The 25,787-nt window shown below is 67.9% G+C and carries 21 protein-coding genes (1 of these 21 running past the window's edge); 3 read left to right on the top strand and 18 right to left on the bottom strand.

Going from position 1 to position 25,787, the window contains the following annotated elements; genetic code table 11:
* On the top strand, positions 1 to 176 hold the 3' end of the coding sequence (gene moaD, locus AUC44_RS01925; RefSeq protein ID WP_062157151.1) for a molybdopterin converting factor subunit 1. Its footprint begins 511 nt before the window's first position; only the last 176 of its 687 coding nucleotides appear in the window; its start codon lies off the left edge, out of view; the stop codon is at positions 174 to 176.
* 10 nt (positions 177 to 186) lie between these two features.
* Here the strand turns inward: moaD and AUC44_RS01920 are convergent, their stop codons facing one another.
* The 6 genes from AUC44_RS01920 to AUC44_RS01895 all read right to left on the bottom strand — a co-directional run bounded on the left by AUC44_RS01920 (position 187) and on the right by AUC44_RS01895 (position 6,016).
* Positions 187 to 888: a PrsW family intramembrane metalloprotease gene (locus AUC44_RS01920; RefSeq protein ID WP_062157150.1), complete on the bottom strand. Its 702-nt coding sequence runs from the start codon at positions 886 to 888 to the stop codon at positions 187 to 189.
* A gap of 163 nt (positions 889 to 1,051) precedes the next feature.
* A complete protein-coding gene (ruvC, locus tag AUC44_RS01915) occupies positions 1,052 to 1,552 on the bottom strand; it encodes a crossover junction endodeoxyribonuclease RuvC (RefSeq protein WP_062157149.1) in 501 nt (166 codons plus the stop codon).
* 78 nt (positions 1,553 to 1,630) lie between these two features.
* Positions 1,631 to 2,554, bottom strand: a complete 924-nt coding sequence (locus AUC44_RS01910; RefSeq protein WP_062157148.1) for an ABC transporter permease — start codon at positions 2,552 to 2,554, stop codon at positions 1,631 to 1,633.
* The gene (locus AUC44_RS01905) at positions 2,554 to 3,552 is read right to left on the bottom strand and encodes an ABC transporter permease (protein ID WP_062159631.1); all 999 of its coding nucleotides are present in this window, start codon (positions 3,550 to 3,552) and stop codon (positions 2,554 to 2,556) included. Before AUC44_RS01905 ends, AUC44_RS01910 begins: the two co-directional genes overlap by 1 nt.
* A 102-nt stretch (positions 3,553 to 3,654) precedes the next feature.
* Entirely contained in the window at positions 3,655 to 5,412 is a 1,758-nt protein-coding gene (locus AUC44_RS01900; protein ID WP_062157147.1) for a peptide ABC transporter substrate-binding protein, read from the bottom strand.
* Between the two features lie 181 nt (positions 5,413 to 5,593).
* Positions 5,594 to 6,016: a HesB/IscA family protein gene (locus tag AUC44_RS01895; protein ID WP_062157146.1), complete on the bottom strand. Its 423-nt coding sequence runs from the start codon at positions 6,014 to 6,016 to the stop codon at positions 5,594 to 5,596.
* A 128-nt stretch (positions 6,017 to 6,144) separates the two neighbouring features.
* Here AUC44_RS01895 and AUC44_RS01890 point away from each other — a divergent pair, with 128 nt between their 5' ends.
* Entirely contained in the window at positions 6,145 to 6,396 is a 252-nt protein-coding gene (locus tag AUC44_RS01890) for a hypothetical protein (protein WP_062159630.1), read from the top strand.
* A 51-nt stretch (positions 6,397 to 6,447) separates the two neighbouring features.
* Here the strand turns inward: AUC44_RS01890 and AUC44_RS01885 are convergent, their stop codons facing one another.
* From AUC44_RS01885 to AUC44_RS01855, 7 genes are all read right to left on the bottom strand, one after another.
* Positions 6,448 to 6,645, bottom strand: a complete 198-nt coding sequence (locus AUC44_RS01885; RefSeq protein WP_062157145.1) for a hypothetical protein — start codon at positions 6,643 to 6,645, stop codon at positions 6,448 to 6,450.
* A gap of 72 nt (positions 6,646 to 6,717) precedes the next feature.
* Entirely contained in the window at positions 6,718 to 8,031 is a 1,314-nt protein-coding gene (locus AUC44_RS01880; RefSeq protein ID WP_062157144.1) for a cytochrome b, read from the bottom strand.
* On the bottom strand, positions 8,028 to 8,693 hold the full coding sequence (locus AUC44_RS01875; RefSeq protein ID WP_062157143.1) for a Rieske 2Fe-2S domain-containing protein: 666 nt from the start codon (positions 8,691 to 8,693) through the stop codon (positions 8,028 to 8,030). The genes AUC44_RS01880 and AUC44_RS01875 overlap by 4 nt, the downstream gene beginning before the upstream one ends.
* Before the next feature lie 16 nt (positions 8,694 to 8,709).
* On the bottom strand, positions 8,710 to 9,546 hold the full coding sequence (locus AUC44_RS01870; RefSeq protein WP_082688907.1) for a c-type cytochrome: 837 nt from the start codon (positions 9,544 to 9,546) through the stop codon (positions 8,710 to 8,712).
* 199 nt (positions 9,547 to 9,745) lie between these two features.
* Positions 9,746 to 10,561, bottom strand: coding sequence for a serine hydrolase (locus AUC44_RS01865; RefSeq protein WP_062157141.1), 816 nt, complete (start codon positions 10,559 to 10,561; stop codon positions 9,746 to 9,748).
* 68 nt (positions 10,562 to 10,629) lie between these two features.
* Positions 10,630 to 10,878, bottom strand: a complete 249-nt coding sequence (locus AUC44_RS01860) for a hypothetical protein (RefSeq protein WP_062157140.1) — start codon at positions 10,876 to 10,878, stop codon at positions 10,630 to 10,632.
* Positions 10,871 to 11,515, bottom strand: coding sequence for a response regulator (locus AUC44_RS01855; protein WP_046844034.1), 645 nt, complete (start codon positions 11,513 to 11,515; stop codon positions 10,871 to 10,873). The genes AUC44_RS01860 and AUC44_RS01855 overlap by 8 nt, the downstream gene beginning before the upstream one ends.
* Positions 11,516 to 11,631: 116 nt before the next feature.
* On the opposite strand from AUC44_RS01855, the gene AUC44_RS01850 reads away from it, so the two are divergent.
* The gene (locus AUC44_RS01850) at positions 11,632 to 12,114 is read left to right on the top strand and encodes a hypothetical protein (RefSeq protein WP_231724501.1); all 483 of its coding nucleotides are present in this window, start codon (positions 11,632 to 11,634) and stop codon (positions 12,112 to 12,114) included.
* A 90-nt stretch (positions 12,115 to 12,204) separates the two neighbouring features.
* Here the strand turns inward: AUC44_RS01850 and AUC44_RS01845 are convergent, their stop codons facing one another.
* The 5 genes from AUC44_RS01845 to AUC44_RS01825 all read right to left on the bottom strand — a co-directional run bounded on the left by AUC44_RS01845 (position 12,205) and on the right by AUC44_RS01825 (position 25,739).
* Positions 12,205 to 13,116, bottom strand: coding sequence for a DMT family transporter (locus tag AUC44_RS01845; protein WP_062157139.1), 912 nt, complete (start codon positions 13,114 to 13,116; stop codon positions 12,205 to 12,207).
* A 104-nt stretch (positions 13,117 to 13,220) separates the two neighbouring features.
* Positions 13,221 to 16,895 carry a DUF11 domain-containing protein gene (locus AUC44_RS01840; protein ID WP_197408566.1) on the bottom strand — a complete coding sequence of 1,225 codons (3,675 nt, stop codon included), beginning with the start codon at positions 16,893 to 16,895 and terminating at the stop codon, positions 13,221 to 13,223.
* A complete protein-coding gene (locus AUC44_RS01835; RefSeq protein WP_157445124.1) occupies positions 16,892 to 17,281 on the bottom strand; it encodes a hypothetical protein in 390 nt (129 codons plus the stop codon). The genes AUC44_RS01840 and AUC44_RS01835 overlap by 4 nt, the downstream gene beginning before the upstream one ends.
* Before the next feature lie 941 nt (positions 17,282 to 18,222).
* Positions 18,223 to 22,965 carry a DUF11 domain-containing protein gene (locus AUC44_RS01830; RefSeq protein ID WP_062157136.1) on the bottom strand — a complete coding sequence of 1,581 codons (4,743 nt, stop codon included), beginning with the start codon at positions 22,963 to 22,965 and terminating at the stop codon, positions 18,223 to 18,225.
* A 2-nt stretch (positions 22,966 to 22,967) separates the two neighbouring features.
* Complete coding sequence (locus AUC44_RS01825; RefSeq protein ID WP_062157135.1) at positions 22,968 to 25,739, bottom strand: DUF11 domain-containing protein; 2,772 nt, start codon at positions 25,737 to 25,739, stop codon at positions 22,968 to 22,970.
* Between the last annotated feature and the right edge of the window lie 48 nt (positions 25,740 to 25,787).

Below are 25,787 nucleotides of genomic sequence, written 5' to 3'. Positions count from 1 at the left end.
TCCCCGGCGAGGCCAGCATCCTGATCGGCGTGGCCAGCCCGCACCGGCGCGCCGCACTGGAAGCCTGCGACGACATCATCGAGTACCTGAAGGTGCACGTCCCGGTCTGGAAGCACGAGGGGGACGAGGACGGACAGCACTGGGTCCCGGGGCAGACCGGGCACGACACGCTGTAGAGGACGGCGCCTAGCGGCGGCGCTGCGCCTGCTCGAACAGGAAGTACTCGCTGGGGCCGTGCTCGCGCGCGTGCGCCTCGAACGCCAGGTAGTAGCGGGTGGCGAGGCCCACCATCATCAGCACGACCGCGCCCAGCAGCAGCAGGTGCAGCCAGCCCCCACCGCCCCCCAGCAGGCCGTTGAACACGGCGTGCAGCGCCACGCTGATGAGCAGGCCCTGCACCACCCAGGCCCTCCCCTGCTGCCAGTGCAGGCCGCCCAGCGCGTAGCCCTGCGGGGCACTGAACAGCGCGTGCGCCAGGGTCGCCAGCACCGCGTGCCAAGCCCCGGCACCCGTCCCGAAGCCCAGGGTGTACGTGACGTTCTCCATGAACGCGAAGCCCAGCGCGGCCGTCACCGCGTAGATCAGGCCGTCCATCGGTTCGTCGAACGACAGTTCCGTGATGGCGGTCATGGCCGCCACGAACTTGAACCCCTCCTCGATCAGCGCGGTGAGCAGCACGACCAGCGCCGCCACCAGCGGGAGGGGCGACACGATCAGGTGCCCCAGGCTGGATTCCAGGGCCGCCGAGATCACCCAGGCGAGCATGCCCCACGCGAACGTGCGGGCCAGCAGCCACAGCGGTTCCGGATGCCGGTCGCGCCGCACGAAGAACCACAGCCACGCGAAGGTCAAGGTGACCGACAGCAGCAGCGCGAGGATCAGGGTCATCCGGATTCCGCTTGACGGGTATGCATGAACCGTTCCATCCGAGCCGACGCGCCTCGCAGAGCTGACCGGCGGCGTGGGAGTGAACCGGGGTGGGGGGGTGAAATTGGCGCCCCGGTGAAGTCCCGGGTTGTCAACGAAACAGACGGAATCCGTTTCATGCCGGTCAGCGCAGGGCCAGTCCAGCCGCGCGGGCCTGCAGGGGCGCACTCGCGAGATGTGTCAGCGCCAGAGCCAGTGCGTCCGCCGCGTGGTTGTTGAACAGTTCGCGCACGCCCAGGGTCGCCTTGACCATGTAGATGACCTGTTCCTTCTCGGCGCGGCCTGTACCCACCAGCGAGCGCTTGACCTGCATGGGACCGTAGGTGTGCACCGGCACGCCCGCCTGCGCGCAGGCCAGCTGCACCACGCCGAACGCCTGCCCCACCTTGAAGGCCACGTCCGCCTGCTTGCGCAGGATCTGATCCTCGATCGCCACGGCGTCCGGGCGGTACTCGGCCAGCAGGCGGCTGACCTCCTCGTGGATGTACTGGAGGCGGCGCGGCATGATCCAGGCGCTCTCGGTGGTCAGGCACACGTGGTACAGGTGGCGGGCCTTGCGCACGTCACCCTCCACCAGCCCCAGGCCGAGGTTCGCAAGTCCAGGGTCAATCCCGAGCACGATCACGCCTGTAGGATACGCGACCTGAAGCGCCGCACATGGAAAACCCCCGCCGGAGCGGGAGCCAGCGCAGCGAACCGGACGTTACAGGCGGCTCTTGGGATCGAAGGCGTCGCGCAGGCCGTCCCCCAGGAAGTTGAAGGCCAGCACGGTGAGCAGGATCGCCAGGCCCGGGTACACCGCGATGAAGGGGTGTTCCAGCACGACCTCGTTCGCGTTCGAGAGCATGTTGCCCCAGGTGCTCACGGGCGGCTGGATACCGAAGCCCAGGAAGGACAGCGCGGCCTCACCGAGAATCGCGCCGCCGACGGCCAGCGTGCCGTTCACGATGATCACGGCGACCACGTTCGGCACGAGGTGGCGGAACATGATGCGGGGACTGTTTGCGCCCAGGGCGCGCGCGGCGTCCACGTACTCCAGGTTCTTGAGTTTCAGCACCTCGCCGCGCACCAGCCGGGCCGTGCCCATCCAGCCGAAGAAGGTGAAGATCCCGACGATGATGAACACGCTGGAGTTCGGGTTCTGGCGCAGCGCCGCGATGGCCGGGACGTCACTCACGGCGAACAGGCCGCTGAGGGTGAGCTGGAGGGGCAGTTCCGGAATGGACAGCATGATCTCGATGAAGCGGCTGATGGTCGTGTCTATCCAGCGGCCCAGGAAGCCCGCCAGGAGCCCCATCACGGTGCCGAGCGCGACGCTGAACAGCGCCACGGTGAAGCCCACGATCAGGCTCACGCGGCTGCCGTAGATGATGCGCGAGAGCAGGTCGCGGCCCAGGCTGTCCTGACCCAGTACGTGCTGCGCGCCCGGCGGCGCGTAGATGCCGTTCAGGTCCTGCGCGTTGGGGTCGTACGGAGCGATGAGGGGCGCGAAGATCGCCATCAGCACGAGGGCGGCGATCACGATCAGGCTGAGCATGGCGGCCTTGTGCCGGCGCAGGCGCCGCAGGGCGATCTGCATGGTCGAGCGGCTCTTGGCGGGGGCGGCAGGTGCGGGCAGGGTGGTCATCAGGCGTACCGGATCCGGGGGTCGACAATGGCGTAGGCGAGGTCGGTCAGGAGCTGGAAGACCACGGTCAGGACGGCCAGCATCATCAGGCAGACCATGACCACGTTGAAGTCCTTGCTGACCAGCGCGTCCAGGATGGCCTTGCCCATCCCGGGCCAGGAGAACACCGTCTCGGTGATCACGGCCCCGCCGAATAGGCCGGGGATGCTCAGGCCCAGCAGGGTCACGATGGGGGTCACGGCGTTACGCAGCGCGTGCTTGTACAGCACCCGGCGGTCCGCGAGGCCCTTGGCCCGCGCGGTGCGCACGTAATCCTGCGTGAGGGTCTCGAGCATGTTCGCGCGCATGAAGCGCAGCGTCACGGCGATCTCGCGCAGCATCAGGATCATCATGGGCAGCAGCAGGTACTTCAGCTTGTCGGCGAAGACCGCCCAGGCGCTCGCGTCGGCCGGCAGGTCCGGGCTGCCCAGACCGCCGGGCGGGAGAGACAGCGCCCCACCGGTCGCGCCGGGGAGGTACACCGCGAAGAAGTACAGCGCGAGAGCCCCCACCCAGAACACCGGGGCGCTGACCGCCAGGAACGCACCGAACGTCAGGACGTAATCCAGTGCCGAGTACTGCCGCACCGCGCTGAAGATACCCAGCGGTACGGCGATCAGCGTGCTGATGACCAGCGCCGGAACGGTCAGGAGCAGGGTGTTCGGCAGGCGGCTCTGGAACACGAAGTCCAGCGCGGGCACCCCGAAGTCCTGCGAGAACCCGAAATTCCCGGTCATGGCCTGTTTGAGCCAGAAGAAGTACCGCGTGATCCACGGCTGATCCAGACCGTACGCCGCCTTCAGGCGGGCGATGTCCTCGGGGGTGATGTTGCTGTTCCCGAACACGAGCTGATCCACTGGGTCACCGGGTTGCAGGGCGGTCAGCGCGAAGATCAGCAGGCTGATCACCAGCAGCAGCGGGATCATCTGAATGACGCGGCGTAATGCGTAGGTTCCCATGTCGAACTCCTGAAGCAAGGCGCAGGGGGAAGGCGGCCCGACTGCGCCTGCCCTCCCCCTGCCCGCCGCGCGCCCCACTTCAGGCGGCGCGCGGTGAGGCGGTCACTTCTGCTTGTACTCCTCGGCGGCACCCTTGCTGGCCCAGCCGATATTCGCGGCGTTCCAGCTGGGGTACTGGGTGATGGCGCTGAAGGTGTAGTTCACGAGGCCGGGCACCTTGGTGTACACGTTCACGCGGAAGTACAGGGGCAGGGAGGGCACCTCGCTGTTCCAGATGGCCTGCATGCGGTCGAAGAGCTTGATGCGGTCGGCCTGGTTGAATTCCACCTTGGCCTGCTTGTACAGCTTGTCGTACTCGGCGTTGTTCCATCCGGGGTTGTTCTGGCCGGAGTAGCCGTTGGCGGCGGTGGGGATGCCCTCGCTTTTCCAGAGGTTGCCTTCCTCGAACACGGGGTTGTTCGTCCAGGCGTACATGGCCATGTCCCACTTGCCGCTCTCGCCCTTGCTCAGGAAGTCCGGGCCGAACACGACGCTGGCGGGGTAGTTCTGGATGTTCACCTGCACGCCCACGGCCTTCCACTGCGCCTGGAGGATCTGCTGCACGCGCTCGCGGGTGCTGTTGCCGGCGGTGGTGGAGAAGTTCAGGCTGAGTTTCTTGCCGCTCTTCTGGAGGATGCCGTCGCTGCCGGGCGTCCAGCCGAGCGCCGCGAACAGCTGCTTGGCCTTGGCGACGTTCAGGTTGTAATCCGTGACGTCTTTCTTGTACAGCTTGCTGACCGGGCCGATCCAGCTGTTGGACACGGGCTGCTTGCCCTGGAAGAGCGCCTTGACGAGCGCGTCGCGGTCGATGGAGTACAGCAGCGCCTGACGCATACGCGGATCGTCGAGGTCGAGGTCCTTGGCACGCTGCCCGCGGGCGTTGATGTCGATGTGCTCCCACACCGCGCCGGGCACGAAGTACGTCTTGTACTTGTTGCGTTCGTTGCGGGCCAGATCGGTGCCCTGGTCGAAGGTGAGGCCCACGGCGCTGACGGCGTCGAGCTGACCGGACAGGATGTTCACCTTCAGGGTGTTCGTGTTCGGGATGAAGCGGTACGTGACGGTCTGCAGGTAGTTCTCGGGGTTCTTGGGCTGGTTCCAGTACACCGGGTTGCGGGTCATGGTCAGGCTGTTGCCGGTGCGCCACGCGGTGGGTTTGAACGGCCCGGCCACGACCTTGGGCAGGTTGCGGGCGGTGGTGAACGACGAGATGAACTTCTTCCACTCCTCGTTCGTGACCTTGGCGTCCTTCTCGTTCTTCGTCTTGGCGTCGAACGCGTTCCAGGCCGCACTCATGATGTGGCTGGGCGCCAGGCCGGGGCTGACCTGATCGGCGAACAGGTAGGGCGGCTCGAAGGTGATCGTGAAGGTATCGGCGTCGTTCGCGGTGATCTTGGCGCGGTTCCAGGGATCACGGTCGGGGACGGGCACGCGGTCGTCGTTTTCCAGTTTCAGCCAGAACTGGAAGTCGGCAATCTTGATGGGCGTGCCGTCACTCCACTTGGCGTCCTTGCGGATGGTGTAGGTCACGCTGTTACGGATCACGTCGCCCTTGGCGTCCTTGACGACCTTGTAGTCGCCGTTGGCCAGGGTGGGCACGCGCGTGGCGATGTCGGCTTTGGTGACGCCGTCGTCGTCCTGATAGGTCAGGCCGGCGCCCATGTAGCCGTTGATCTCGCTGGTGATGGCGAGGTTGTTGGTGTTCCAGGGATCGTAGATGTTCGGCGGCTCCTGTGAGGTGCCGATGACCAGGCTGTTGTTGGCCGGGCCCGCCAGGGCCGCGCCGAGCAGGAATGCAGTGAGGGCAAGGGTCTTCTTCATGGAGCCTCCGTGTACTGACTGGGCAGGTCCTGCAGCCCGGATGTAGATGATGCAGGCAGTATACGGGTCAGATGAAGACCGTCAAGGTATCGATTCACCCAACTGTCACGCGCAATGGGGGATTGACACGACAAAAAACCGGCCACCTGAACGGTGACCGGCGTCTTCATCTTGGGGAAGGTCAGTGGCTGCCGCAGCCGCCGGAGCCCTCACCCTCCGGGGACTGGGCGCCGTCCGTGCGGAAGGAAGACCCGCAGCCGCAGGCAGAGGTGGCGTTGGGGTTATGCACGGTGAAGCCGCCGCCCATCATGTTCTCCACGAAGTCCACCTCGCTGCCGCGCAGCAGGGGCAGGCTCATGCGGTCCACGAGCAGCTTCACGCCACGGTCCACGACGATCAGGTCACCTTCGAGTTCACGGTCGTCGATGGCCATGCCGTACTGGTAGCCGCTGCAGCCGCCGCTCTTGATGAACACGCGCACGCCAGCGTTCTCCTTGCCGCTGTTCGCGAGGATACCGAGGGCCTTCTGAGCGCCGAACTCGCTGATGCTGATGTCACGGGCGGGCACGCCGCCGCTGATTTCGGGGGTGGTGGTCGCGGTCATGTGTGAAGCGTACTCCGATTCAGGAAAGAAAAAGGTGCCTGGAAAGCAAAGTGTCCAGCCTGAACACGCCCTGTGGCGGCGGGCTCCCGCTTACATTCCTTGAGCGCACCAGTGTTAAGATGGTGGGCATGACGAACCCCTACGCCGAGTGGTTCGAGCAGCTCCGCAGCGAGTACGGGGAGCAGCTCGGCGCCATGCCGCTTCCTGAAGGTCTGCCCGAGCACCTGCGTCAACTCATCGCGCAGCACGACGAGGATGCCATCCAGTTCATGATCAAACTCGCCTGGCAGTTCGGCGCCCAGGTCGGCTACGCCGCCGGCAGCCGCCAGGGGGCCACCCCGGCCGCCAACATCCCCAGTACCCCCCGCGTGCAGGCCTGACCCCCAGGAGATGAATCGCCGCCCTTCCTCGGGGCGGCGTTTTTCTGCGGTTCAGTGAAGGCCTGAACGGGCCGCACTCCAGCACCCCACTTCGGGGGCCGGGTCCGGCAACAGCCCGCGCGCGACGAGTTCCTCCAGCACAGTGCGGGCCAGCGCCATCAGCGCCCCCGGCTCCGCCTCTGCGGGGACCTGATCGGCCAGTTTCAGGTTACGGGCGGTCTGCGCCAGGTGCCAGGCAAGGTCATCCATGACGTGCAGTGAAGCACACCCACGGGCCACAGAAAAACCCCGGCGCGGTGGCCGGGGCTTCGGGAATGAGGTTCAGTCGTCCGCGTGGGCGTGCGCAAGCGAGTCACGTTCGTCCGCTTCCCGCAGCGCGCGGATCATACGCACGATTCCGATGGTGACGAAGTAGATCACGACCGGCACCACGATCACCAGGATCCACAGGATCGCGTTCGAGTTCGCAGTCGTGAGCAGGCCGGCCTGGATCAGATCCGGTTTGTACCCCGCCAGCGACAGCATCAGCATGAAGGCCATGAAGGCCGTGCCGGCCGCCAGACGCACGGGGTGGTTGGTGGGGTTCTCGGCGTAGTACTGGTTGTCCTTGGCCCGGTCAAGCATCGGCACGGCGAACATCAGGCCGATCACGATGCCGGGGAAGACCATCGCGCCGATGAACTCTGCATTGATGGACCCGCCCAGCAACTCCAGCTCGAAACCAGGGATGATCGCCAGCGCGCCGAAGACCCACAGCAGGTACCAGTCGGGCTTGATGTTGGGGATCGGGGTGGAGCTGGGCGGCCCGAAGACCTCGATGGGGTGCACCGGGATGTACGCCGCGAACAGCATCACCAGACCGGTGAACAGCAGGGCCAGGATCAGCATGATCGGGGTCTGCTGGGTCATCAGCGGCACGCCCACGATCTTCTTGTAGGCCAGACGCTTGGCGTACTGGGGCTGGGTGTGCTTCTGCTTGATCATGATCAGCATGTGCGCGCCGGTCAGGGCCAGCAGGATGCCGGGCAGCAGCATGATGTGGTAGCCGTAGATGCGCGGGATGATCCCAGCGCCAGGGAACTGGCCGGCGAAGGCGGCCTGCGCCAGCCAGTCGCCCACCCAGGGCACCGACTTCACGATGGCGTACACCACGCCCACGGTCTGGAAGGCGTAGTTGTCGTACGGGAGGATGTAGCCGGTCACGGCGGTCAGCGCGGCGAAGATCAGCAGCAGCATGCCGATCCACCAGTTGATTTCACGCGGCTTCTTGAAAGCGCCCGTGAAGTAGATGCGCATCATGTGCACGACGGCGGCCGCCACCATGATGTTCGCCATCCAGTGGTGCACGCGGCGCAGCATGTCGCCGAACGGCATGGCGTTGATCTTCAGCGCCGAGTGATAGGCCGCCGGGATCAGGTTCTGCTTGTCGGGGGTGCCAGGATCGAAGCTGTTCACCACGAGGCTGTTGCTGGGTTCGTAGGCCAGCGCCAGCAGGATGCCCGTGATGATCAGGACGATCAGCGAGAAGAGGGTGATCTCCCCCAGGAAGAAGGAGTGATGCACCGGGAAAGCCTTGCGCAGGAACTTGTCGTTCAGGCGCGAGATGTGAAGGCGTTCGTCCAGCCACTGGTTCATGCCATTGCCTCCTCGACCTTCTTGATGTATTCCTCCCAGTCCTCTTCCTTGTTGAACCCGTAGGGGCGGGACAGGAAGAAGCCTGTGACGACCAGTTGATCACCCTCCTGCTTGATGGGCAGCTGGGGCAGCGGCGCGGGGGGCGGACCGCCCAGCACCCGGCAGCCCTGGGTCGCGTCGTACTGACCAGAGTGGCAGGGGCAGAACATGTGTCCGCTGGTCTTGGGATCGTCCCCGACGTTGCAGCCGGCGTGCGTGCAGCGGTCGCCGTACGCCACGATCTGAGCGTCGATGGTCGCGTCGAGCTTGGTGGGCTCCTTGAGCGTCCCGGGCGCGAATTTGTAGACCGCCAGGATGTTGGTAGGGTCCTTGTCACGGATGACTTCGGTGCCCTTGGAGTCACGTCCCTTGGGGTAGGCGCGCACCAGCTTGTCGCTGAGCTCGGACGCCTTGACGACCTGACCCTGGTTGGGGCCCTCGGCGTGCACGAGCACGTCGCCCTTCATGGGTGGGGCCACGTCGGCGGTCAGGCGGAACACGGGCTTGGCGCTGCCCAGGGCACTGACGAGGCTGAGTACACCCACGCCGGCGCTGGTGCCCATGGCCGCGTTGATGAACTTGCGGCGCGTGATTTCGGGATCTTGTTTCTTGTACCGGGTCATGTCAAATCTCTCCTGATTACCAGGGGAACTCGCCGCTGGCGTCCTCGACGAGCACCTCGCCGTCCATGAAGTACTTCTTGTACAGCCCGATGCTGGCGGCCAGCATCAGCAGGATCATCGCGGCGTAGAAGCCCTCGGCCGTGACGTTCGGGGCCACCGGCTCCTTGGCCCCCCAGCCGGCGAAGTCGGTCACCATCTGCCGCACGAACAGCACACTGAACAGCACCGTCAGCGCCATGGTGGTGATGATGCCCAGCGTCGCCAGCGGCGTGGAGCGCACCTTATGGATGCCGGGGTGCAGTTCCATCCCTTCGGCCCACACGCTGTACAGACCGATCAGGCCGTAGGTGAGCAGGACCATCACGAAGGTCGCCAGGAAGATCTCGATCAGCTTGAGGTCTTCCGGCACGAAGCGGCTGCGGTTCTTCAGGACCGCCGGGTCGATCTTCGTCTGGCCCTCGGCGACCTGGGCAGGCGTCAGGGGTTCCTCGATGTTGTTGCCCCAGGAGTGCAGCACGTAGTTGGCCACGGCGTACACTTCGTTCTCCTTGAGCTGGCTCTGGGCGGGCATGCCACCCTTGCCCTTGACGATCATGGTGTGGACGTACACGGGGTCCTTGACGAGCTTGTCGTCGCCGGCCAGTTTCGGGCCCACGCCTCCCTGACCTTCCGCACCGTGACAGCCGGCGCAGTTGCCGGCGAAGACGGTTTTCCCGAGTGTCGGCCATTCCTTACTGATGTTCGCCACGACCGCCGGGTCCACCACCACAGGCTCCGGTGCCGTTTCCTTGTTGAACAGGAACAGCAGGATGATCCACATGATGGCCGCACTGACAATGGCGACCCAGGGCATGACAGCGTCGTTTCTTTCCACTTTCCCTCTCCCTAAGCATGAAGTGGCCAGTCATTTCCCGCCGTATCGCGGATGGAAACCCTGCTCTCAGGTGGCCTAATACGGGCCAGCATACCACGCACCGAACATGCGCCCAGCCGCGCTTCTTGGGGCTGCCCGCCAGACTTCGGCACCCTTCATAGTGCGCCTGACCGAGCGGTTAAATGTCCCCCTGGGACGCAATCCCACCCAGTGCGCAGAGCAGCGGCCACAGCGCCCCCGCCAGCGTCCGCACGTCGGCGTTCTCCGGATGTTCGCGCGGGTCAGCCCCACCCTCCGACAGCAGGGCCACCAGCAGGGGATAGGGCGTAAACAGCACCCCGACGTCGTGGTGAACCCCGTGCAGCTCGCCGCTTTTCGTGGCGCTGCGGTACAGGCGCTCACCGTCCGGGCCGCAGGGCACGTGCCGGGCGATCAGGTCGCGGTACTGCTGCCGCCCCAGGATGTCCAGCGCCAGCGCCGTGTGCGCCTCGTCCAGCAGCTGGCCGGCGACCAGGGCCCGCAGCAGCGCCGTCTGGTCGCGGGCGCTGGTGGCGTTGCGCTCGCCGCGCCGCTGCGCCTCGGTGCGCTGCTCGGGGGGCAACTGCAACTTCCCGACCAGCCGCGTGCCCGTCAGACCCCCTGCCGCGAGCCACGTGTTCACGGCGTCCACGCCCAGCCGCCCGATCACGAGATTCGTGGCCGTGTTGTCACTGACAATGATCATCAGGGTCAGCACGTCCCGCCAGGTCAGGGCCAGTCCGCCGTCCAGTTCGTGCAGGACGCCCGCACCGGGCACCCGGTCGCCGGGCTGCATGACCACGCGCCCCGAGAGGTCCAGCCGCCCGGCCTGCGCCTCCTGCAGGGCCAGGACCAGCAGCGGCACCTTGATGGTGCTGGCCGCCGGGAAGACCCGCCCGGCGTTCCACGCGGCCAGCTCCGTCCCCGCCAGATCCGTGACATGCAGCCCCACCACACCGGTGAACCCGGCCGCCATCAGGTGGGCCTGGAAGGCCGACAGCCTCTCCCCTCCCCCGACCTCACCTGAGCCGGCCGTACCCGGGGTCATTCCGGCAGGTCCAGGCCGGCCAGCGCCGCGAACGGGTGCGCCGTGCCCACCGGGCGCAGCGTGCAGAAGGGCGGGCCGCCGTCCGGTTCCACGCGGTGCTCACAGGTCGGGCACTCCGGGAACGCCTGCTCGGTGTAGGCCAGATCGGCCTCGGCGCTGGGCAGGCTCCACTCGCGGCCGCACCCGGCGCGGAACGTCACGGGCTTCACCGGTGCGCCCGGCCCCACGCGGCGGTTCTTACTCAAGGTTCGCGATGCCCTCGCGGATCGCGTACAGCGCCGCCTGCGTGCGGTTGTTCAGCTGGAGCTTCGTGAAGATCTCCGACAGGCGGTTACGCACCGTTTTCTCACTGATGTCCAGACGCAGCGCGATGTCCTGGTTCGAGAACCCCTGCGCGAGCAGTTTGAGGATCATCGTCTCGCGTTCGTTCAGATCGGCGTGCTTCTCGCTGGGGAGTTCCTCGCGCTTGTCCCGGAAGTCGTCCAGGACGTTCTGCGCCATCTCGGGGTCGAGCAGCGCCTCGCCGGCCGCCACGCGGCGGATCACGTCGAGCAGCGTCGCGGCGTCGGCGTCCTTCAGGACGTACCCGCGCGCCCCGGCCTTGACCGCCTCGAACACGTAGCGGTCCTGGCGGTACATGGTGATCATGATCACGCGGGCATTCGGATCGATCTCCAGGATGCTCTGCGTGGCCTTCACGCCGTCCAGATCCGGCATCTGGATGTCCATCAGGATCACGTCCGGATGCGTGTCCGCCGCGTACCGGATCGCCTCACGGCCGTTGGCGGCCTCACCGATCACGCGCATTCCCTCGGACTCCAGCAGGCTGCGCAGTCCCTGACGGAACAGAGCGTGATCATCCACGAGCAAGACGCGAATCATGGCCCCAGTCTAGGGCAGCCGCTCCGGGCACACCGGGAGGAAAGCCCCCAAAGCGTGGCCGCCCGGCACGCCAGACCGCAGAGTTTTGTCAGGCCCCCCCCTGTAGACTGCGGCCCGTGATCACCTGGTTCGACGCGCTGCTCGTGACCCTCTGGGCCGCCATGACTGCCCTGGGGGCCCGGCGCGGCCTGAGCGGCCTCGCCTGGGGCCTGGCCGGACTGGCCGCCTGTTTCCTGGCGAACGCCCTGAGCGGCAGCGCCCTGATCAGCCTGCTCATCGCCGGGCTGCTGGGCGCCGGGGTGGGAACGGCCATCACTCGCCGCATCCAGAATCCGCTGGACCAGCCCTGGCACCTGGGGGCAGGCGCCGCCGGGGGCTTCGCGCTGGGCGGGGTGCTGATCGCCACCCTGGCCCTGAACTTTCCCCTGGACGTGCGGGTGGACGCCCAGGGATCACGGGGCGTGTACCCCTCGGTGAGTCTGCCGCCCGCGCTGTACACCGCCGTGCGCGGCAGCGCCATCCAGAACGGCCTGCGCGGTACCTGGGGCAGCAACGCCGCCGTCAAGACCCTGCTGATGCCCGATCAGGCCCGCCGCTGAACTGGTGCCGGACGGGGCACCTGCACCCGGCTCAGGTCTCGGCGCCGTGCTGCCGGCAGCGTCCCCAGCCCGCGGCGCTCCACGCCGGCCCTACTCGACCTGAACGGCCGGTGTCTCGGCGTGCGGCGCGTCGGCCCGCTGGCTGAGCACGGTGGCGACCACCACCAGCGCCCCACCGAGCGCCCCGCGCAGTCCCACCTGCTCGCCGATCAGGAGGAAACTGAAGGCCGTGGCCGTGACGGGTTCCAGCGCGTAGATCAGGCTGGCCTCGGCGGCACTCACACTGCGCTGACCGATGGTCTGGAGCAGCGTGGTCAGGGCCGTGGCCGCCACACCCAGGTACAGCAGGGGTGCCCAGGCCGACGCCGGCGGCAGCGTGGGCGCGCCCCCGAGCAGCATCCACAGCAGCGCCAGCGCCGTGACACTCAGTACCTGCGTGACGGTGAATGGCAGCGCACTGTGCCGGTCGGCCAGGCGCTCGAGCGTCACGATGAAACCCGCGTACGTCACCGCGCACGCCAGCGCCCACAGGTCACCCACCACCAGCGCGCCGCCCTCCCAGGACAGCAGCGCCAGACCCGCCACCGCCAGCGGCAACGCGCTCCACAGGAGCGCCGGCATCCGGCGGCGCTGCGCGACCACCAGCCACAGCGGCACCAGTACCACGCTGAGGGCCGTGAAGAATGCCGCGCGGTTCGCGCTCGTGGTCTGCAGCGCGATGGTCTGCGTGCCGTACCCGGCGATCAGCCACGCGCCCAGGAGAAACCCGTCACGCCACAGGCTGCGGCTACGCCAGCCGTCCGGGGTGCGAGGGGCGCGGCCCGCGTGCCGTCGCGTCCAGGCGACCAGGGGCAGCAGCGCCACCGACGCGATCAGGAACCGCCAGAAGATCAGGTCCGCCGCCGGGAGCAGTTGCCCCAGCGTCTTGACCACCGCGAAGGTACTGCCCCACAGGCAGGTCACCACGATCAACAGAAGCGCGCCGCGCGCACGGGCCGACATGGGAGCGATTCTATGCGGCGCCTCCCGCTGCCCGGCCCGGACTGTCCAGCAGACGCGGCCCGCCCCGGTGCCGGGTGGGCCGCGTGTTCAGGAGGACGTGACGATCAGCGTATGGCCGCGCGGAAGCACACGCTGCCCTTCTCGCCCACCCCCAGCGATCCGAGGTTCACGCTCAGGGTGCCGCGGCCATACGTGCCGGCGGTGTCGCTCAGGCTGCCGGCGTCGGTCGTGTCCGCCGCGCTCGTCAGGTACGAGGTGGTGGGCGTGGCGACGCCCCGCGTCAGCTTGACCCCGAAGCCCGTCGCCGCGCTCGGCTCTTCCGCATCGAAGCCCGTCAGCTGCGCCGTCGTGTTGCCCGGCACCTGATCGGTCACCACGAAGTTCGGCAGTACGGCCCCGCCGATGTTCTCGAAGGCGATGCAGTACTCCAGCACCTCGGCGGGCCGCCCCCCACCGGACGTTCCGGCCACGGTGCCCGCCGTGACGTTCCTGACCGACTTGACGAGTTTCGCCCCGATCATCTGCGTGACCGCGCTGGACGTGTTGTTCCCGGGAACGGTGTCGGACGTGGTGGTGCTCACCGAGGCGGTGTTGGTCAGGGTACGGGCCGCAACCGTGCTGCTCAGCGTCGCCTCGCTCGGGACCTTCACGACGACCGTGAGTGTCTGTGACGCCCCACCGGCCAGGGTGCCCAGTGCCCAGGTCAGGGTCTGCCCGCTCACCGTGGCGGCCGGGGTGCTGCTGACATACGTGACAGAGGTGGGCAGATCGTCCGTCGCCGTCACGGCGGCCGCCGGATTGGCGCTCTCATTCTTCACGAGCAGGGTGTACGTGATCTGCTGATCGGGTTTGGCGAAGGCCGGGCCCGATTTCGTCACCGACACGTCCGTCGAGGCAGGCCCCACAGTGATCGCCACCGTCGCCGTATCACACGCGGTCGTCACGGTCGCGTCGCACAACTGGTACGTCACGGTGTAGGTGCCGCTGGGCGTGCCCGCCGGCACCACCAGCTGACCACTGCCGTTCACGCTGAGGCCGGTGATGCCCCCGGCGGACTGCACGGTGACCACTGCGGTCGTGTTGGTGGCGACCACGCTGCCCACCGTGTCGTTGCCCAGCACGCTCACGGTACCCCCGGCCCCGAAGGTCAGTGTGACCGCCGGGTCGGTGACCGCGTCGACGATACGGGTCACGACCGTTCCACTGGTGTTGTTGACGGCCGTGGTCTCCAGTGCGCCGGCAGGCACACTGACGCTGGCACTGTTGCTCAGCTGGCCGCTCGTGGGCGCGGTCCCGGTGATGGTGTAGGTCAGGAAGTTGCCGTCCGGGATGGCGTTCGCCGTGTTGCTGTCCAGTGCCAGCGTGCCGGTGGTCAGGGTGACGGTACCTCCGGCAGTGGTCGTGCCGCCGCAGGTGGCGGTTCCTGTCGCGGCGCAGGTCACCGTGACAACCGTGAACCCGGCGGGCAGCGTGTCCGTCACGGTCGCGCCCGAGACGACGTTGGGGCCGTTGTTCCACACGCGGACCGTGTAGCTGACGCTCCCGCCACTGCCCACAGCGGCTGGCCCGCTCTTGTCGATCGCCAGATCCGCCAGTCGGGTGACCGTGGTGACGGTCGCGTCGTTGACCGGCGCGGTCTGCGGATCGTCCGTGGGCACTGTCACGACGCTGGCGTTGTCACGGTAGAACACCGTTCCCTGGTTGCTCACCTGGGCCGGCGGGTTGGCGTTCACGGTCACGCGGAAACGGATGACCGCTTCACGGTCCGTGGCGTCGCTGGGCGTCTGATCGACCAGCAGCGTCCCCGCGGGCTGCCCTGGGCTGTTGATCAGCTGGCCGGCCTGCGTGTACGGCATCACGCTGCCCGTGGCGTCCGTCACGGCCGCCCCGTTCAGGGTCGTGGTGCCCGCCACGTAGGTCGTGCCCGCCGGGATCAGGTCCTGGAACTGCGTATTGCCGGCCACCACGCTGCCCGTGTTGCGGACCGTGATGGTGTACTCCAGGGTGTCGCCCTGCGAGACGGTGGTGCCGCCACCCACCCGGACAGCTGTCTTGGTGGCGTTGACGGCGCGGGTCAGGCTGGGGAAGGTGCAGCTGGTCAGGTCGGTGCTTCCCACCGTGACGTTGCCGATCTGGGCCGCCGAGAAGGCCCGCAGATCCACGCTGATCATGCGGCCGTTGCTGCCACGTCCGAACAGGCCGTTGACCGTGGCGGCGAACCCGCCGTACGCACCGATGATGTCGGGGTCACTGATGCGGCCCAGGAACACGAGATTGAGGGTGCTCGGCTCCACTTCCCAGAATTCCAGGAAGCCGTCCGTACCGGTGCTGCTCAGCAGGAAGAGGTTACCGCGGTTGTCTGCGAAGAAGTCGCCGCTGCCGCCCAGCGCCGGTGCGCTGGCAGGCAACTTGGTGAGGGTCTGGGCCGCGCTCACGCTGTACGGGCTGGTCGTGGTGAAGGAATAGAACTTCCCATCGCTGTCCATGACGTACCCGACGCTATTGGACGTGATCGCCATGCGGACGTAGCGGGAAAGGGTGCTGGGCAGCTGCGGTCCTTCCGTCCAGATGCCGGTGGCCACATCGAAGATCAACAGGCGGGTGTCCACATCGCGAATGACGAAGAACTTCGAGCGATCCGGCGTCATGGCCAGCGTGGCGGTATAGCCGGCCTGGCCCGTACTGGTGGCCGGAATGGAGGCAATCAGCGCGCCCTGAACGTTGGTGGTATCGCTGATCGCGCGGATCTCGGTTCCGTTGTTGGCGGTGTTGAAGTCCCCACCCACCGTGCCGTACAGCGCCGAGCAGGTCACCTGCGGCACAATGAAGGTGCTGGCGGCCGAACTGTTGTTCGAGGCCGTTCCGTCGGTGGCGCCGGCTGGAGCAGCGACGCTGGCCGTGTTGGTGATAGTCCCGGCGTCGGTCGCCGTACCGGAGATCAGCAGGGTGACGTAATTGGTATCCGCCGTCGCCGCGCTGCCCGTATCAGCCGACAGGTTGGCGCTCAGGCTGATGGTACTCCCCGTGCCACTGGGCGCGCCGCAGCTGGCGCTGCCCGTCGCGGCGCAGGTCCAGGTCACGCCGGTCAGGTTGCTGGGCACGGCGTCCGTGATCGTGGCGCCCGTCACGGGACTGGGGCCGTTGTTCCAGACCCGCACGGTATACGTCAGGGTGCCGCCCTGCGCCACCGAAGTCGGCGCGGTCTTGCTGACAGCAAGATCGGCGATGACCGCAACGGTGTCTGAATCGGTTGCCGAGTTGTTGCCTGAAGACGGATCGACGGTGCTGCTGGGAGGCGTGACCGTTGCCGTGTTCACGACGGTGCCACTGGTGGCGGTGACTGCGGCCGGCACGACGATCTCATAGAAGGCGCCACTGGCCAACGTGGGGAGCGTCACTCCGCCCGCGCTTTCGAGTTGCGTGGCGGTGGGCGCGGTCACGCAGGTATTGCCGGCCGCACTGGAGCAGCTGACCGCGCCCTTGCTGAGCCCGCTCGCAGCCGGGTCGTTCAGCACCGCGCCGGTCACACTGCCGGGACCGTTGTTCGTGACGCGAACCGTATAGGTCGTGGCGCCGCTGACAGCCACGGTCGTCACGCCGTCTGTCTTGGTGATTGACAGATCGGCGGGCAGGGTGATGTTGAGGCGGTAGTCCTCCACTTCACCGCTGTCCAGTCGACCGGTGGGATTCTGGACGCCTGCCGTGTCGTAGCTCGCCCTCAGCCGCACGTAATTCTGGCCGGCCGTCAGCCCGCTCAGGCCCGACCAGGTCAACGTCACGCTGCTCGCCCCCGCCGCGAACGCAGCGCAGGCACGCTCGGTAGCCACGTTCCCGAAGGTCCCCCCCGGTCGAAGTCGATCCAGCCGCACACCTGACCGGCCTGACTGGCGCCGCTGATGGGCACCGTCAGGCTGTAGCTGGTATTGGCAGTGGACAGCGCCGGGAAGCTGGTGATGGCGTCCTCGTCGGCACCGTCCCCGTTCGTGCCGGTGTTGTCCGCCCCCGCCGCCACCGCGTTGGGGCTGGGCGTGACAGCAGTGCCGCCGTTCAGGGTGCCCGTGTTGTCCGCATCGATGGTGCTGCCCAGTTTCAGGTCACCGACGACGTGACTGGCGGCTGCCGTGGCATCGTAACTGGCGGGCGCGTCCCCAAAGTCCTCGTCCACTGAGAACGCAAAGGTCACTCCATCAGGAATGTTGGTGTCATCAGCTAAGTTGGCATCCGTCCCGAAAATACGCCGCTGGTTGATTTGCACATTGAATGTCAATGTGCTGAACGAACCGTTGATCCTTATACTACCGCATCCCGCAGTTGAGCCTCTGTTATTGGTTAATGCGACACAGCTAGTAGCCGTATCAGTAGAGCCAGCGGTTAACCTATTTGAGGTGACGCTTAAATTATTAGGGGCTCCAATAGAAGTGAAGCTGGCTCCAGCAGTAGCAAGATTAAAAATTACCTGCGATCGGTTATCATATGTGGTGCCATCAGCATTAGTTCCACTAGAAGATCCGCCGATACCCGAGATATGAAGAACTGGATTAGTTACAACTCTATTGAAATTGATCGTCAAATTACCTTGACTGCACGTATTTCCCGTTCCCGATCCAACTAAACACCCAGCCCCAGTAACACGGAAATAAAAAGCCGGTAGGTTGGCAACATCTAAGTTGTTGGGCTGATAAAAGCTTGAAGAGGGAGCGCCAATAGTGTTAAGCCTAGCATTGTTAATGGCAGTTGGTGTACCAACGAAAAGCACCGTATTAATGTCCGATGTTAAACCACTTACGGTGAGATTGGATGGATAAGTAGCGCTAACTGGCCCGACAGTGTTGGACGTGTTGACTCCTGAGGGCCCTGAAAAGTTACCTGTGATCTGGTACGCCCCTGCCAGAGAAAACAAGTTCAGAACAAGGACGAATAGAATCTTCAGATAATCACGTCTGGGTGGTGAAATCATGTAAAACCTCGCTGTCGAGTAGTCGGGGGGAAGGGGACGGGATCATCGTGCCGTGTCAGGTCTGGCATGACCCTTACAGGTGCGGCCTGTGAGGTGTAGATGGAGCGGCGAGCGGCCACAGTGGTCGCCCGCCGCTTTGCTGGAAGGCGTTATCTGGTCTGGCCGAGGGTTTCGTCGAGGGTGAGGTCGAGCCTGAGGTAGGCGCCCTGTCTGGTGTAGGTGGTGCCCAGGCCGGTGAAGCCCTGGGGGTTGTACCCGGCGGTGATCCAGGTGCCGGGCAGGGCGCGGTAGGACGCTTCGAGGCCGTACCCGTACTGGGTGGTGCCGCTGCCGGGCTGGGTGAGGGCGCGGCCCCAGGCGCCGATGCCGACGCGGTCGGTGACGTAGTAGGTGCCGCCCAGGCCCAGCTGGGCGGTGAAGCTGCCGGTGTCGTTCAGCAGGGTGCGGGTGTCCAGGCCCGCGCGCATGGCCCAGGTGGGCTGGCGGTACTCGGCGGCCAGGTTGCTGCTGAGTTCGGGTTGGTTGCCAGCGAGGGTGCCGCGCACGTAGCGGGCGCTGCCCAGGGCGTTGAAGGTGCGGTTGCGGTACGCGAAGCCGAGGGCGGCGCGCTGGCCGTTCTTGCCGGCGCCGAATTCGGCGAGGCCGTCGGCGGTGAGGGTCAGGTGGTCGCTGAGGCTGCCGCTGATCCCGGCGCGCAGGACGACTCCGAAACCCTGGCGACCGTAGGTGAGGTCGGTGCCGGCAGTAGCGCTGACGGTGTCGGTCCTGTAGTTCAGGTCGGCGCCGGCGCCGAGTTCGGCGGCGCGGGTCTTCAGGTCGTAGCTGGCGCTGCCGCGCAGGCCCAGGCCGAGCCGGTCGTTCAGGGGGAGGGTGGTGGTCACGCCGAAGCGGGCGCGGTTGCCCTGGCCGCCCGCGGTGGGGAGGTCGTAGGCGACCTGGTAGTTGACGTTGCCCAGGCGGCTGTCGAGCGTGAGGGCGGCGCGCTGGCCGGTCTTCCAGTTGATCTCGTCGGTGAGGCTCAGGGCGACGCTCTCGCTGAGGGCGTAGCGGGTGGTGACGGTGGTGACAGGGTCGAGGTTCCCACCGGCCGTGCCGGCGAGGGGCTGGGTGTGGGTGACGTCCACATCGAGGGGCGCTTTGTGGTACCCGGCGCTGAGCACGGCGCCGAGGCCGTACTGGTCGCCGTAGGCGTACTTGATCCCGGCGCCGACGCTGAAGGGCGCGACGCGGTAGTCGGCGCGGGCCGTGACGCTGCCGCCCTGAGCCGGTTGGGTGGCGGTGTCCAGGGTGTTGTGGTATTCGGTCTGGACGCTGCTGCTGAGCTGGGTGGTGTGCTGGGTGGTGACGCTGGCACTGGCGCTGAGCCCCGGGGTGATGGGGGCCAGACCGTGGTACTGGCCGTCCTGGTAGCGCAGCCGCGCCTGGACGGCGCTGCGGCCCACCTTGGTGCTGAAGTCGGCGCTGGCCTGGATGCCGCCGGCGTAGGCGAGCAGCCCGTCCGCGCGGGTGGTGCCGTTGTCGTAGGTGGCGCGGGCGCCGGCGGTGACGGTGCCGTCCAGACTGATGGCGGCGGCGCCGACGGTGGCCTGTCCGGCCTGGTACTTGATCTGGGCGCCGTAGGCGAGCTGCCGCTGGGCCAGGGCATTGTTCAGGCGGTAGGTGGCCTGCACGCGCACGTCGTTGCCGGCGATGTCGGTGTCGTCCAGGGCGCGGGTCAGGGTGATGATGCCGGTGCGGGTGTCCAGGACGTAATCGACGTTGCGCGCCAGTGTGACCTGCGACAGCAGCTTGCCGGTGTCGCGTTCCAGGGTCTGCACGAGCAGGGTTTCGCTGCCTTCGGCGACGTTGCTGCGGCTCAGGCGCAGCAGGCGGGTGCGTTCGGGCGTCAGGCTCTCCTGCACGCGGTCTTCGGGCACCAGGGCCACGAAACCGCTGACCTGGGGGTTGCTTTTGCTGGTGACCGTCAGGGCAGTCAGCTGCTCACCGACGGGCAGCACGTCGATGGGCAGGCTGCTGCGGCGGTACTCGGCGCGGAAGCTGGGGTGGTCGTAGCGGGCGGCGACCGGGTCAATGCCCTGCAGCGGCGTGCTCTGGATGCTGGCGTCCCCGAAGGCCGCGAAGCGTTTGAGGGTGTCCTGCTCGGTGGGCAGGCCGTCCTTGTCGGCCGCGACGTACAGTTTGCCGCCGGCCAGGGGCCCCTCGTAGCTGGCGCGGGCCTGCCAGGTCAGGTCGTCACCCAGGTTCAGGTTGCCGTCCAGGCCCAGGGTGGCGCTGATCACACCGACGCCGACGCGGCTGCTGTCCGGGAGGATGTCGAAGGTGCGGGTCAGGACGCTCTGGCCCTGCTGGACGCGCAGGGTCAGGGTGGTGGGGGCGGACTGGGGCTGCAGGATCAGTTCGCCCTGGCCGTCTTGCAGCCGCACCTGATAGCCGGCCTCGGAGGGGTTGGCGTCGGGTTCGCGGGGTTCGAGGCTGCTGGTCAGGGTGACGCTGGCCTGTCCGGTGGGGTTGCCGCTGGCGTCCAGGGTGCGGATCTTCAGGCGGATGGGGGTAGCGCCGTCGGCGGTGAGGCTCACGGGCGTGATCTCGGTGCGGGTGGTGGCGCCGACCAGCTGCACGGTGACGGTGTCGCGGCCCAGTTGCAGGGTGTTGGTGCCGGGCTGGAGGGGCACGCCGACGTACGTGAGGCGCCGCATGCCGCTGACGGGATCCGTGGTGGTTTCCCCGATCCGCTCGTCACTGACGGGCTGGCCGTTGACGGTCAGGGTGGGCGCGGCGTCCTGGGGGACTTCCACGGTGACGCTGATGCGGTCGCGGATGCGGATCAGGGTGCCGGCCAGCGGGTACTTGATCGCGCCGGCGTTCTCGGTGGCGGCGTTCTCGGCGCTGCCCAGGGGACGGGCGGCGTTCAGGTCGGCCTCGTTCACGGCGCCCTGTAGCACCTCGCTGCGCTCGCCTTTGAAGCGGGCGAGGAGGGCAGGGGCGGGCAGTTCGCCCAGCGGGCCACCGTGGGTCAGGTCGTAGGTCAGGGTGCCGCTGGGCGTGCCGGTCACCGTCCAGTACAGGGTGCCGCTGGGGCCGCGCTGAGGGTCGGGCAGGGCCTGACCGTTCAGGCGGGCGCTGCCGGGCACGTACCCGGCGCCACTGGGCGGGGCGTGCGCGATGACCAGTTCGGTCGCCTGGGTCGGGGCGTCGAAGGGCAGGGTCACGACGCTGCGGCGCGTGGCCTGTGGCGCGGGGGTGGGGTCCGGGATGGGCGCGCTGGCCTGCACCTGCGCGGACGCGGTCTGGGTGGCCGCGCAGCGGTCGGTGCCGACCTGAGCGGTCAGGTCCAGCGCGCCGCTCGCAGTGACGCGGGCGCGGTGGGTCAGGGTGCGGGTCTCGCCGGGGGCGAGCGTGCCGGTGAATTCGCTGCTGTCCAGTGCTTCCAGGCCGGCCGGCAGGGTGTCGCGCACGCGGTACGTGACGGGCTGGTCACCCGTGTTGCGCAGGGTCAGGCCCAGGGTGATCTCGTCGCCGACCGTGACGTTCGCGGGGGCGTCGCGCTCGACCTGCAGGGCGGTGCTGTCGGGCAGCACGTTGAGCTGCACCTGTCGCTCCAGGCCCCAGGGCGCCAGGCGGGCGGTGACGGTCAGCGGGCCGGGCCGGGTGGGCGTGGCGGTGAGGCTCAGGTCGCCGGGGGTGCCGGCGCGGAGCGTCCCGGTTCTTTCAAGTTTGTCACTCAGGCCCGGGGCGTCCAGGCTGAGGATCAGGGGCAGGTCGCCGGCGTAGGCGGTGGTGGCGCGGGCGCGCAGCGTCACCGTGTCGCCCAGGCAGAGCTCGGGCTTGTCGGTCAGCAGGTCGAACTGCACGTCGGGGCGGATCTGCACGCGGGTGTCGGCGCGTCCGTTCCTGGGAACGGTGACGGCCGCGCGGTCCACGCTGACCTGGGCGCCGGCAACGGGGGCCGCCGTGACGGGATACGTGCCCGGCGCCACGCGGCGTTCCAGCTGGCCGTTCACGGTGACGGGCGCGCCGCCGATGGTGACCTGCGCGCTGGTCGGCTGCGCGCCGGTGGGCAGCAGCAGTTCGGCCGTGACCCCCAGCGTGCCGGTCTGGTCGACGCGGGCGACCGTGATGGGCGCGGGGCTGCCGGCGCGGATCAGGCTGAAGCCGACGGTGTTGCTGAACTGCCGCGCCGACGCGGGCTGGCGCAGCTCGACGGTGTAGTTCCCGGCGCGCCCGGGCAGGTTCAGGTCCGTGTAGGTCAGGTCGGCACTGACCGGCAGCGGGGTCAGGTTGCCTTCGGCGTCGCGCAGGCGGGCTTCGAGTTCCTGCGGACCGTCGCCGTCGTACATGCGCAGGGTGTGGGGCTGCCCGTCACTGGTGACGTTCACGGCCGGCACCCACTCGCGCGAGTGGACGTTCACGCTGAGCTGCTGGGCACTGATCTGGGCACTGACACCCGCCAGGCGCACGGCGAAGGTATTCTTCCCGTTGCCGCTGGTGGCCGCGCGGATGCGGTAGCGGCCGGCGGGCAGCGCCTGGTCGAGCAGGGTCTCCCAGGTGTGCTGGCCGGGGGTGAAGTTGCGTTCCAGGAGGGGACGGCCATCCTCGCGCAGCACGGTGAAGGTCGTGGTGACCTGGCTGCGGTTGGCGTCGTACTGCTCGTCGCCGTAGTAGGTGTCGGCGCGGTAGTCGCCCTGGTCGAGGCGGGGGCTGTACAGTTCCAGCCTCACCTGGCCGTCCAGCGGGACTTCCAGGGTCAGGTCCTGATCGCCGACCGTCCACATCAGGCGGTCGCCGACGCTGGTCAGGGGCAGACTGGTGCTGATGTCCTGTGCGCTGGCGCTGACGCTCACGGCCAGCAGGGCCGTGAGGGTGGTGGCGATGCGCTTGAAGTCCGGTTGCACGTTCAGTACCTCCAGCTCAGATCTGGATCTGTGGTGGCGGCGCGCGGCTCGCCTGTCCAGTCGAAGCGGTAGGTGAGGTTCAGTTCACCTGCGTCCACGCTACCGGCGTAGGTATTTCTGCCTTCTTTCAAGGCGGCGCCCTGCGGTAAGGGATCTGTCAGCGTGACGTCCGCCAGGGGCCGGGGCGTGGTGAGGCGCAGCGTGACGACGTACCCGCCGTCCACCACGTACACGGCCTTGTCCAGCCGCACGTCCCCGACGATCAGGGTGGTGCGGCGCAGCGCGTCGATCGCGCCGCCCAGGGGGGCCAGCGGGAAATCCACGCTGGTCAGGCCGCGCACGAAGACGGTCTGGGTGCCGCTCAGGCCGCCGTCCTGCGGGACGTGCAGCGGGGGGTAGGGGGTGGTGTTGGGATCCAGCCGCAGCGCCTGGGTGCCCAGCGGCACGTTCGGGAACGAGTACCGGCCGCGCGCGTCGGTCAGGACCTCGCGTCCACCGGCCAGCAGGACGCGGGCGCGCGTGACGGGCAGATCCAGCAGGGGATCGAGCAGGCCGTTGCGGTTGCGGTCCACGAACACGGTGCCCACGATGTCGGCCAGCGGCGCGAATTTCAGGGGGTTGAGTTTGGTCGTGGCCGTGGCGCGGTTGCTGGCGATGGCGCGGGCCACGCCGCCGGCGCCGCGGCCACTGACCACCACGGTGTTCACCAGCTGTCCTATGGCCTCGGGGGTCACGCGGGTCTGGTAGGTGATGGTGACGGTCTGCTGGGCGCCGAGCTGTCCGATATTCCAGTTCAGTGAGCCGCTCTGGACAGCGGGGTCGGCCAGGGGCTGGCCGTTCAGGGTGCTCGTGCCGGGCACGTATTCCAGGCCGCGTGCGGGCGTGTCGGTCACGACGGCGTCCACGATGGCGGTCGTGGTGGACTGGTTGGTGATCTTCAGGGTGTAGGTCAGTTTGTCGCCGAAGGTCGCCTCGGGGGCGCTGACGGTCTTCTCGATCAGGAGCTTGGCGCTCCAGACGGGCGTCTGCACCTCGTTGCTGGGCAGCGGACGGGGCAGTTCGGTGCTGACCAGGTTGAAGGTGTTCTTCAGGGCTTCACCGTCCACGGCGCGCTCGGACACGGTGGTCGTGATGGTGAGGCTGCGGGTCTCGCCGGGGGCCAGGGTGCCCAGGTTCCAGGTGGCGGTCTGCGCGCCGCTCACGCCGCCGAGCACGCCGCCCTGGCCCAGCGCCGTGGCGTTCAGGTGCGCGGGGATCGGGTCGGTCACGACCACGTTCGTGAGGGGCTGGGTGTAGGGGTTGCGCACGGTCAGGGTGTACGTGACGGTGTCCCCGATGGAGACGGTGCCGCCCTCCGGGATGCTCACGGTCTGGCCCTGGGCGTTCAGGGTGGTGGCCGCGTAACTCTTCCGGAGTTCCGGCAGGCCGCTCTGGACGCTGCCGATCAGGTCGCGGGTGGTATTGCTGGTGCCCCGGTCGCCCTGAATGGTGATCAGGGCGGTCAGGCCGCCGGGCTGCGCGTCGTAGCAGACGCGCACGAGGGCGGTCTGCCCGGGGGTCAGGGTCAGCGGCTGCGCGAGCGGCTGGCCGTTCTCGCCGTACAGCGTGGCGGCGGCGCCGCCCTGCGGGTAGGTGACGGTCACGCGGTAGTTGTCCTGCACGTCACCGGTGTTCTTGGCGGTGTGGTCGAAGCACACCAGCTGCCCCGTGACCGCGAAGGGTCGGCTCTGCTGGTCGGCCGGGGTGCCCTCGGGCGCCTCGGGGGTGCCCACCGGGCCGATGGCCACGGCCGGCTGGTAGCGGACGTCGGCGGTGGCGCTGCCACTGACCTGATCCTGCCCGGTCTGGGCCGTGGCGGTGTTCACGACCTGCTGCCCCTCGGCGGCGGCGCTGGCGAGCATGCGGAAGGTCAGCTGCACGTTCGCGCCCGGCGCGAGGCTGGGGACCCGCACCCGCACGCCGCGCACGGGCGCCGTCTCGGTGGCGCTCCAGGTGACGCCGTCCTGGGTGTATTCCAGGGTACCCACGTTCGTGCGGGCGCTGCCGGGCACGAAGGTCAGCCCGCGTGCGATCTGCTCGGTCAGCAGGTCGGTCAGGACCACCTCGCGGCTCTCCCCCTGGCCCGCATTGCTGGTGGTGACGGTGACGGTGGTCTCCGTCCCCGGGCGCACCAGGGCGGGGCTGAAGGTCTTCTGCACGCCCAGCACGGGAGGCGGCCCAACCCGCACCACGCTGACGTTGTTCGCGTCCCGCGCCTCGCCGCCCGCGCAGGAGCCGATCAGGTTCACGAAGGCGTCGCCCTGCGCGGCGCTGGCGGTGACGACCAGCAGCACCTGGGCCTGTTCCTCGGGCGCGAGGGTCACGCTGGTCACGACCGGTTCGTTCGCGTCGGGCTGACCGTTGCCGTTCAGGTCGCGGATGACCTGCGTGGCCGGGCTGATCGTGCCGGCTTCCTGCGCGGCGCTCAGCGGGAACGCCTCGGTGGTGTTGCCGGTGTTCACGACCGTGTACGTGAACACGGCGCGTTCCAGGGGCAGCAGGGTCGCGCTCTGGCCGGGCTGGGCGACCGTACCGTCCGGGGTGACGCTGACCGAGCAGACGGCCTGCACGACGGTCCGGATCACGTTGGACATCGTGGTGGCGGGCTGCTGAGTGGTCGGCTCGACGTAGTCGGCGCTGGCCTGGTTGATGATCTCGGTGCCGGCCGGGGTCAGGGCCTGGGTGGTGGCACTCAGGGCGAGCAGGGCGCTCAGGGCAAGAAGGGGACGGTTCACGGCGGGCTCCTCGGTTCGGGCGCACCGGCGGTGCGGGGGGTGGGCGGC

Source organism: Deinococcus actinosclerus, assembly GCF_001507665.1.
Taxonomy (GTDB): Bacteria; Deinococcota; Deinococci; order Deinococcales; family Deinococcaceae; genus Deinococcus; species Deinococcus actinosclerus.
This window is presented reverse-complemented; position numbering and strand designations above follow the sequence as displayed.

Excerpts from the sequence above, each read along its gene's own strand:
- AUC44_RS01890 (WP_062159630.1), top strand. The coding sequence starts at position 6,145 with ATGACGAACCCCTACGCCGAGTGGTTCGAGCAGCTCCGCAGCGAGTAC.
- AUC44_RS01920 (WP_062157150.1), bottom strand. The coding sequence starts at position 888 with ATGACCCTGATCCTCGCGCTGCTGCTGTCGGTCACCTTGACCTTCGCG.
- AUC44_RS01910 (WP_062157148.1), bottom strand. The coding sequence starts at position 2,554 with ATGACCACCCTGCCCGCACCTGCCGCCCCCGCCAAGAGCCGCTCGACC.
- AUC44_RS01855 (WP_046844034.1), bottom strand. The coding sequence starts at position 11,515 with ATGATTCGCGTCTTGCTCGTGGATGATCACGCTCTGTTCCGTCAGGGA.
- AUC44_RS01900 (WP_062157147.1), bottom strand. The coding sequence starts at position 5,412 with ATGAAGAAGACCCTTGCCCTCACTGCATTCCTGCTCGGCGCGGCCCTG.
- AUC44_RS01895 (WP_062157146.1), bottom strand. The coding sequence starts at position 6,016 with ATGACCGCGACCACCACCCCCGAAATCAGCGGCGGCGTGCCCGCCCGT.
- AUC44_RS01870 (WP_082688907.1), bottom strand. The coding sequence starts at position 9,546 with ATGCCCTGGGTCGCCATTGTCAGTGCGGCCATCATGTGGATCATCCTG.
- AUC44_RS01880 (WP_062157144.1), bottom strand. The coding sequence starts at position 8,031 with ATGAACCAGTGGCTGGACGAACGCCTTCACATCTCGCGCCTGAACGAC.
- AUC44_RS01865 (WP_062157141.1), bottom strand. The coding sequence starts at position 10,561 with ATGGCGGCCGGGTTCACCGGTGTGGTGGGGCTGCATGTCACGGATCTG.
- AUC44_RS01875 (WP_062157143.1), bottom strand. The coding sequence starts at position 8,693 with ATGACCCGGTACAAGAAACAAGATCCCGAAATCACGCGCCGCAAGTTC.
- AUC44_RS01905 (WP_062159631.1), bottom strand. The coding sequence starts at position 3,552 with ATGGGAACCTACGCATTACGCCGCGTCATTCAGATGATCCCGCTGCTG.
- AUC44_RS01885 (WP_062157145.1), bottom strand. The coding sequence starts at position 6,645 with ATGGATGACCTTGCCTGGCACCTGGCGCAGACCGCCCGTAACCTGAAA.
- AUC44_RS01845 (WP_062157139.1), bottom strand. The coding sequence starts at position 13,116 with ATGTCGGCCCGTGCGCGCGGCGCGCTTCTGTTGATCGTGGTGACCTGC.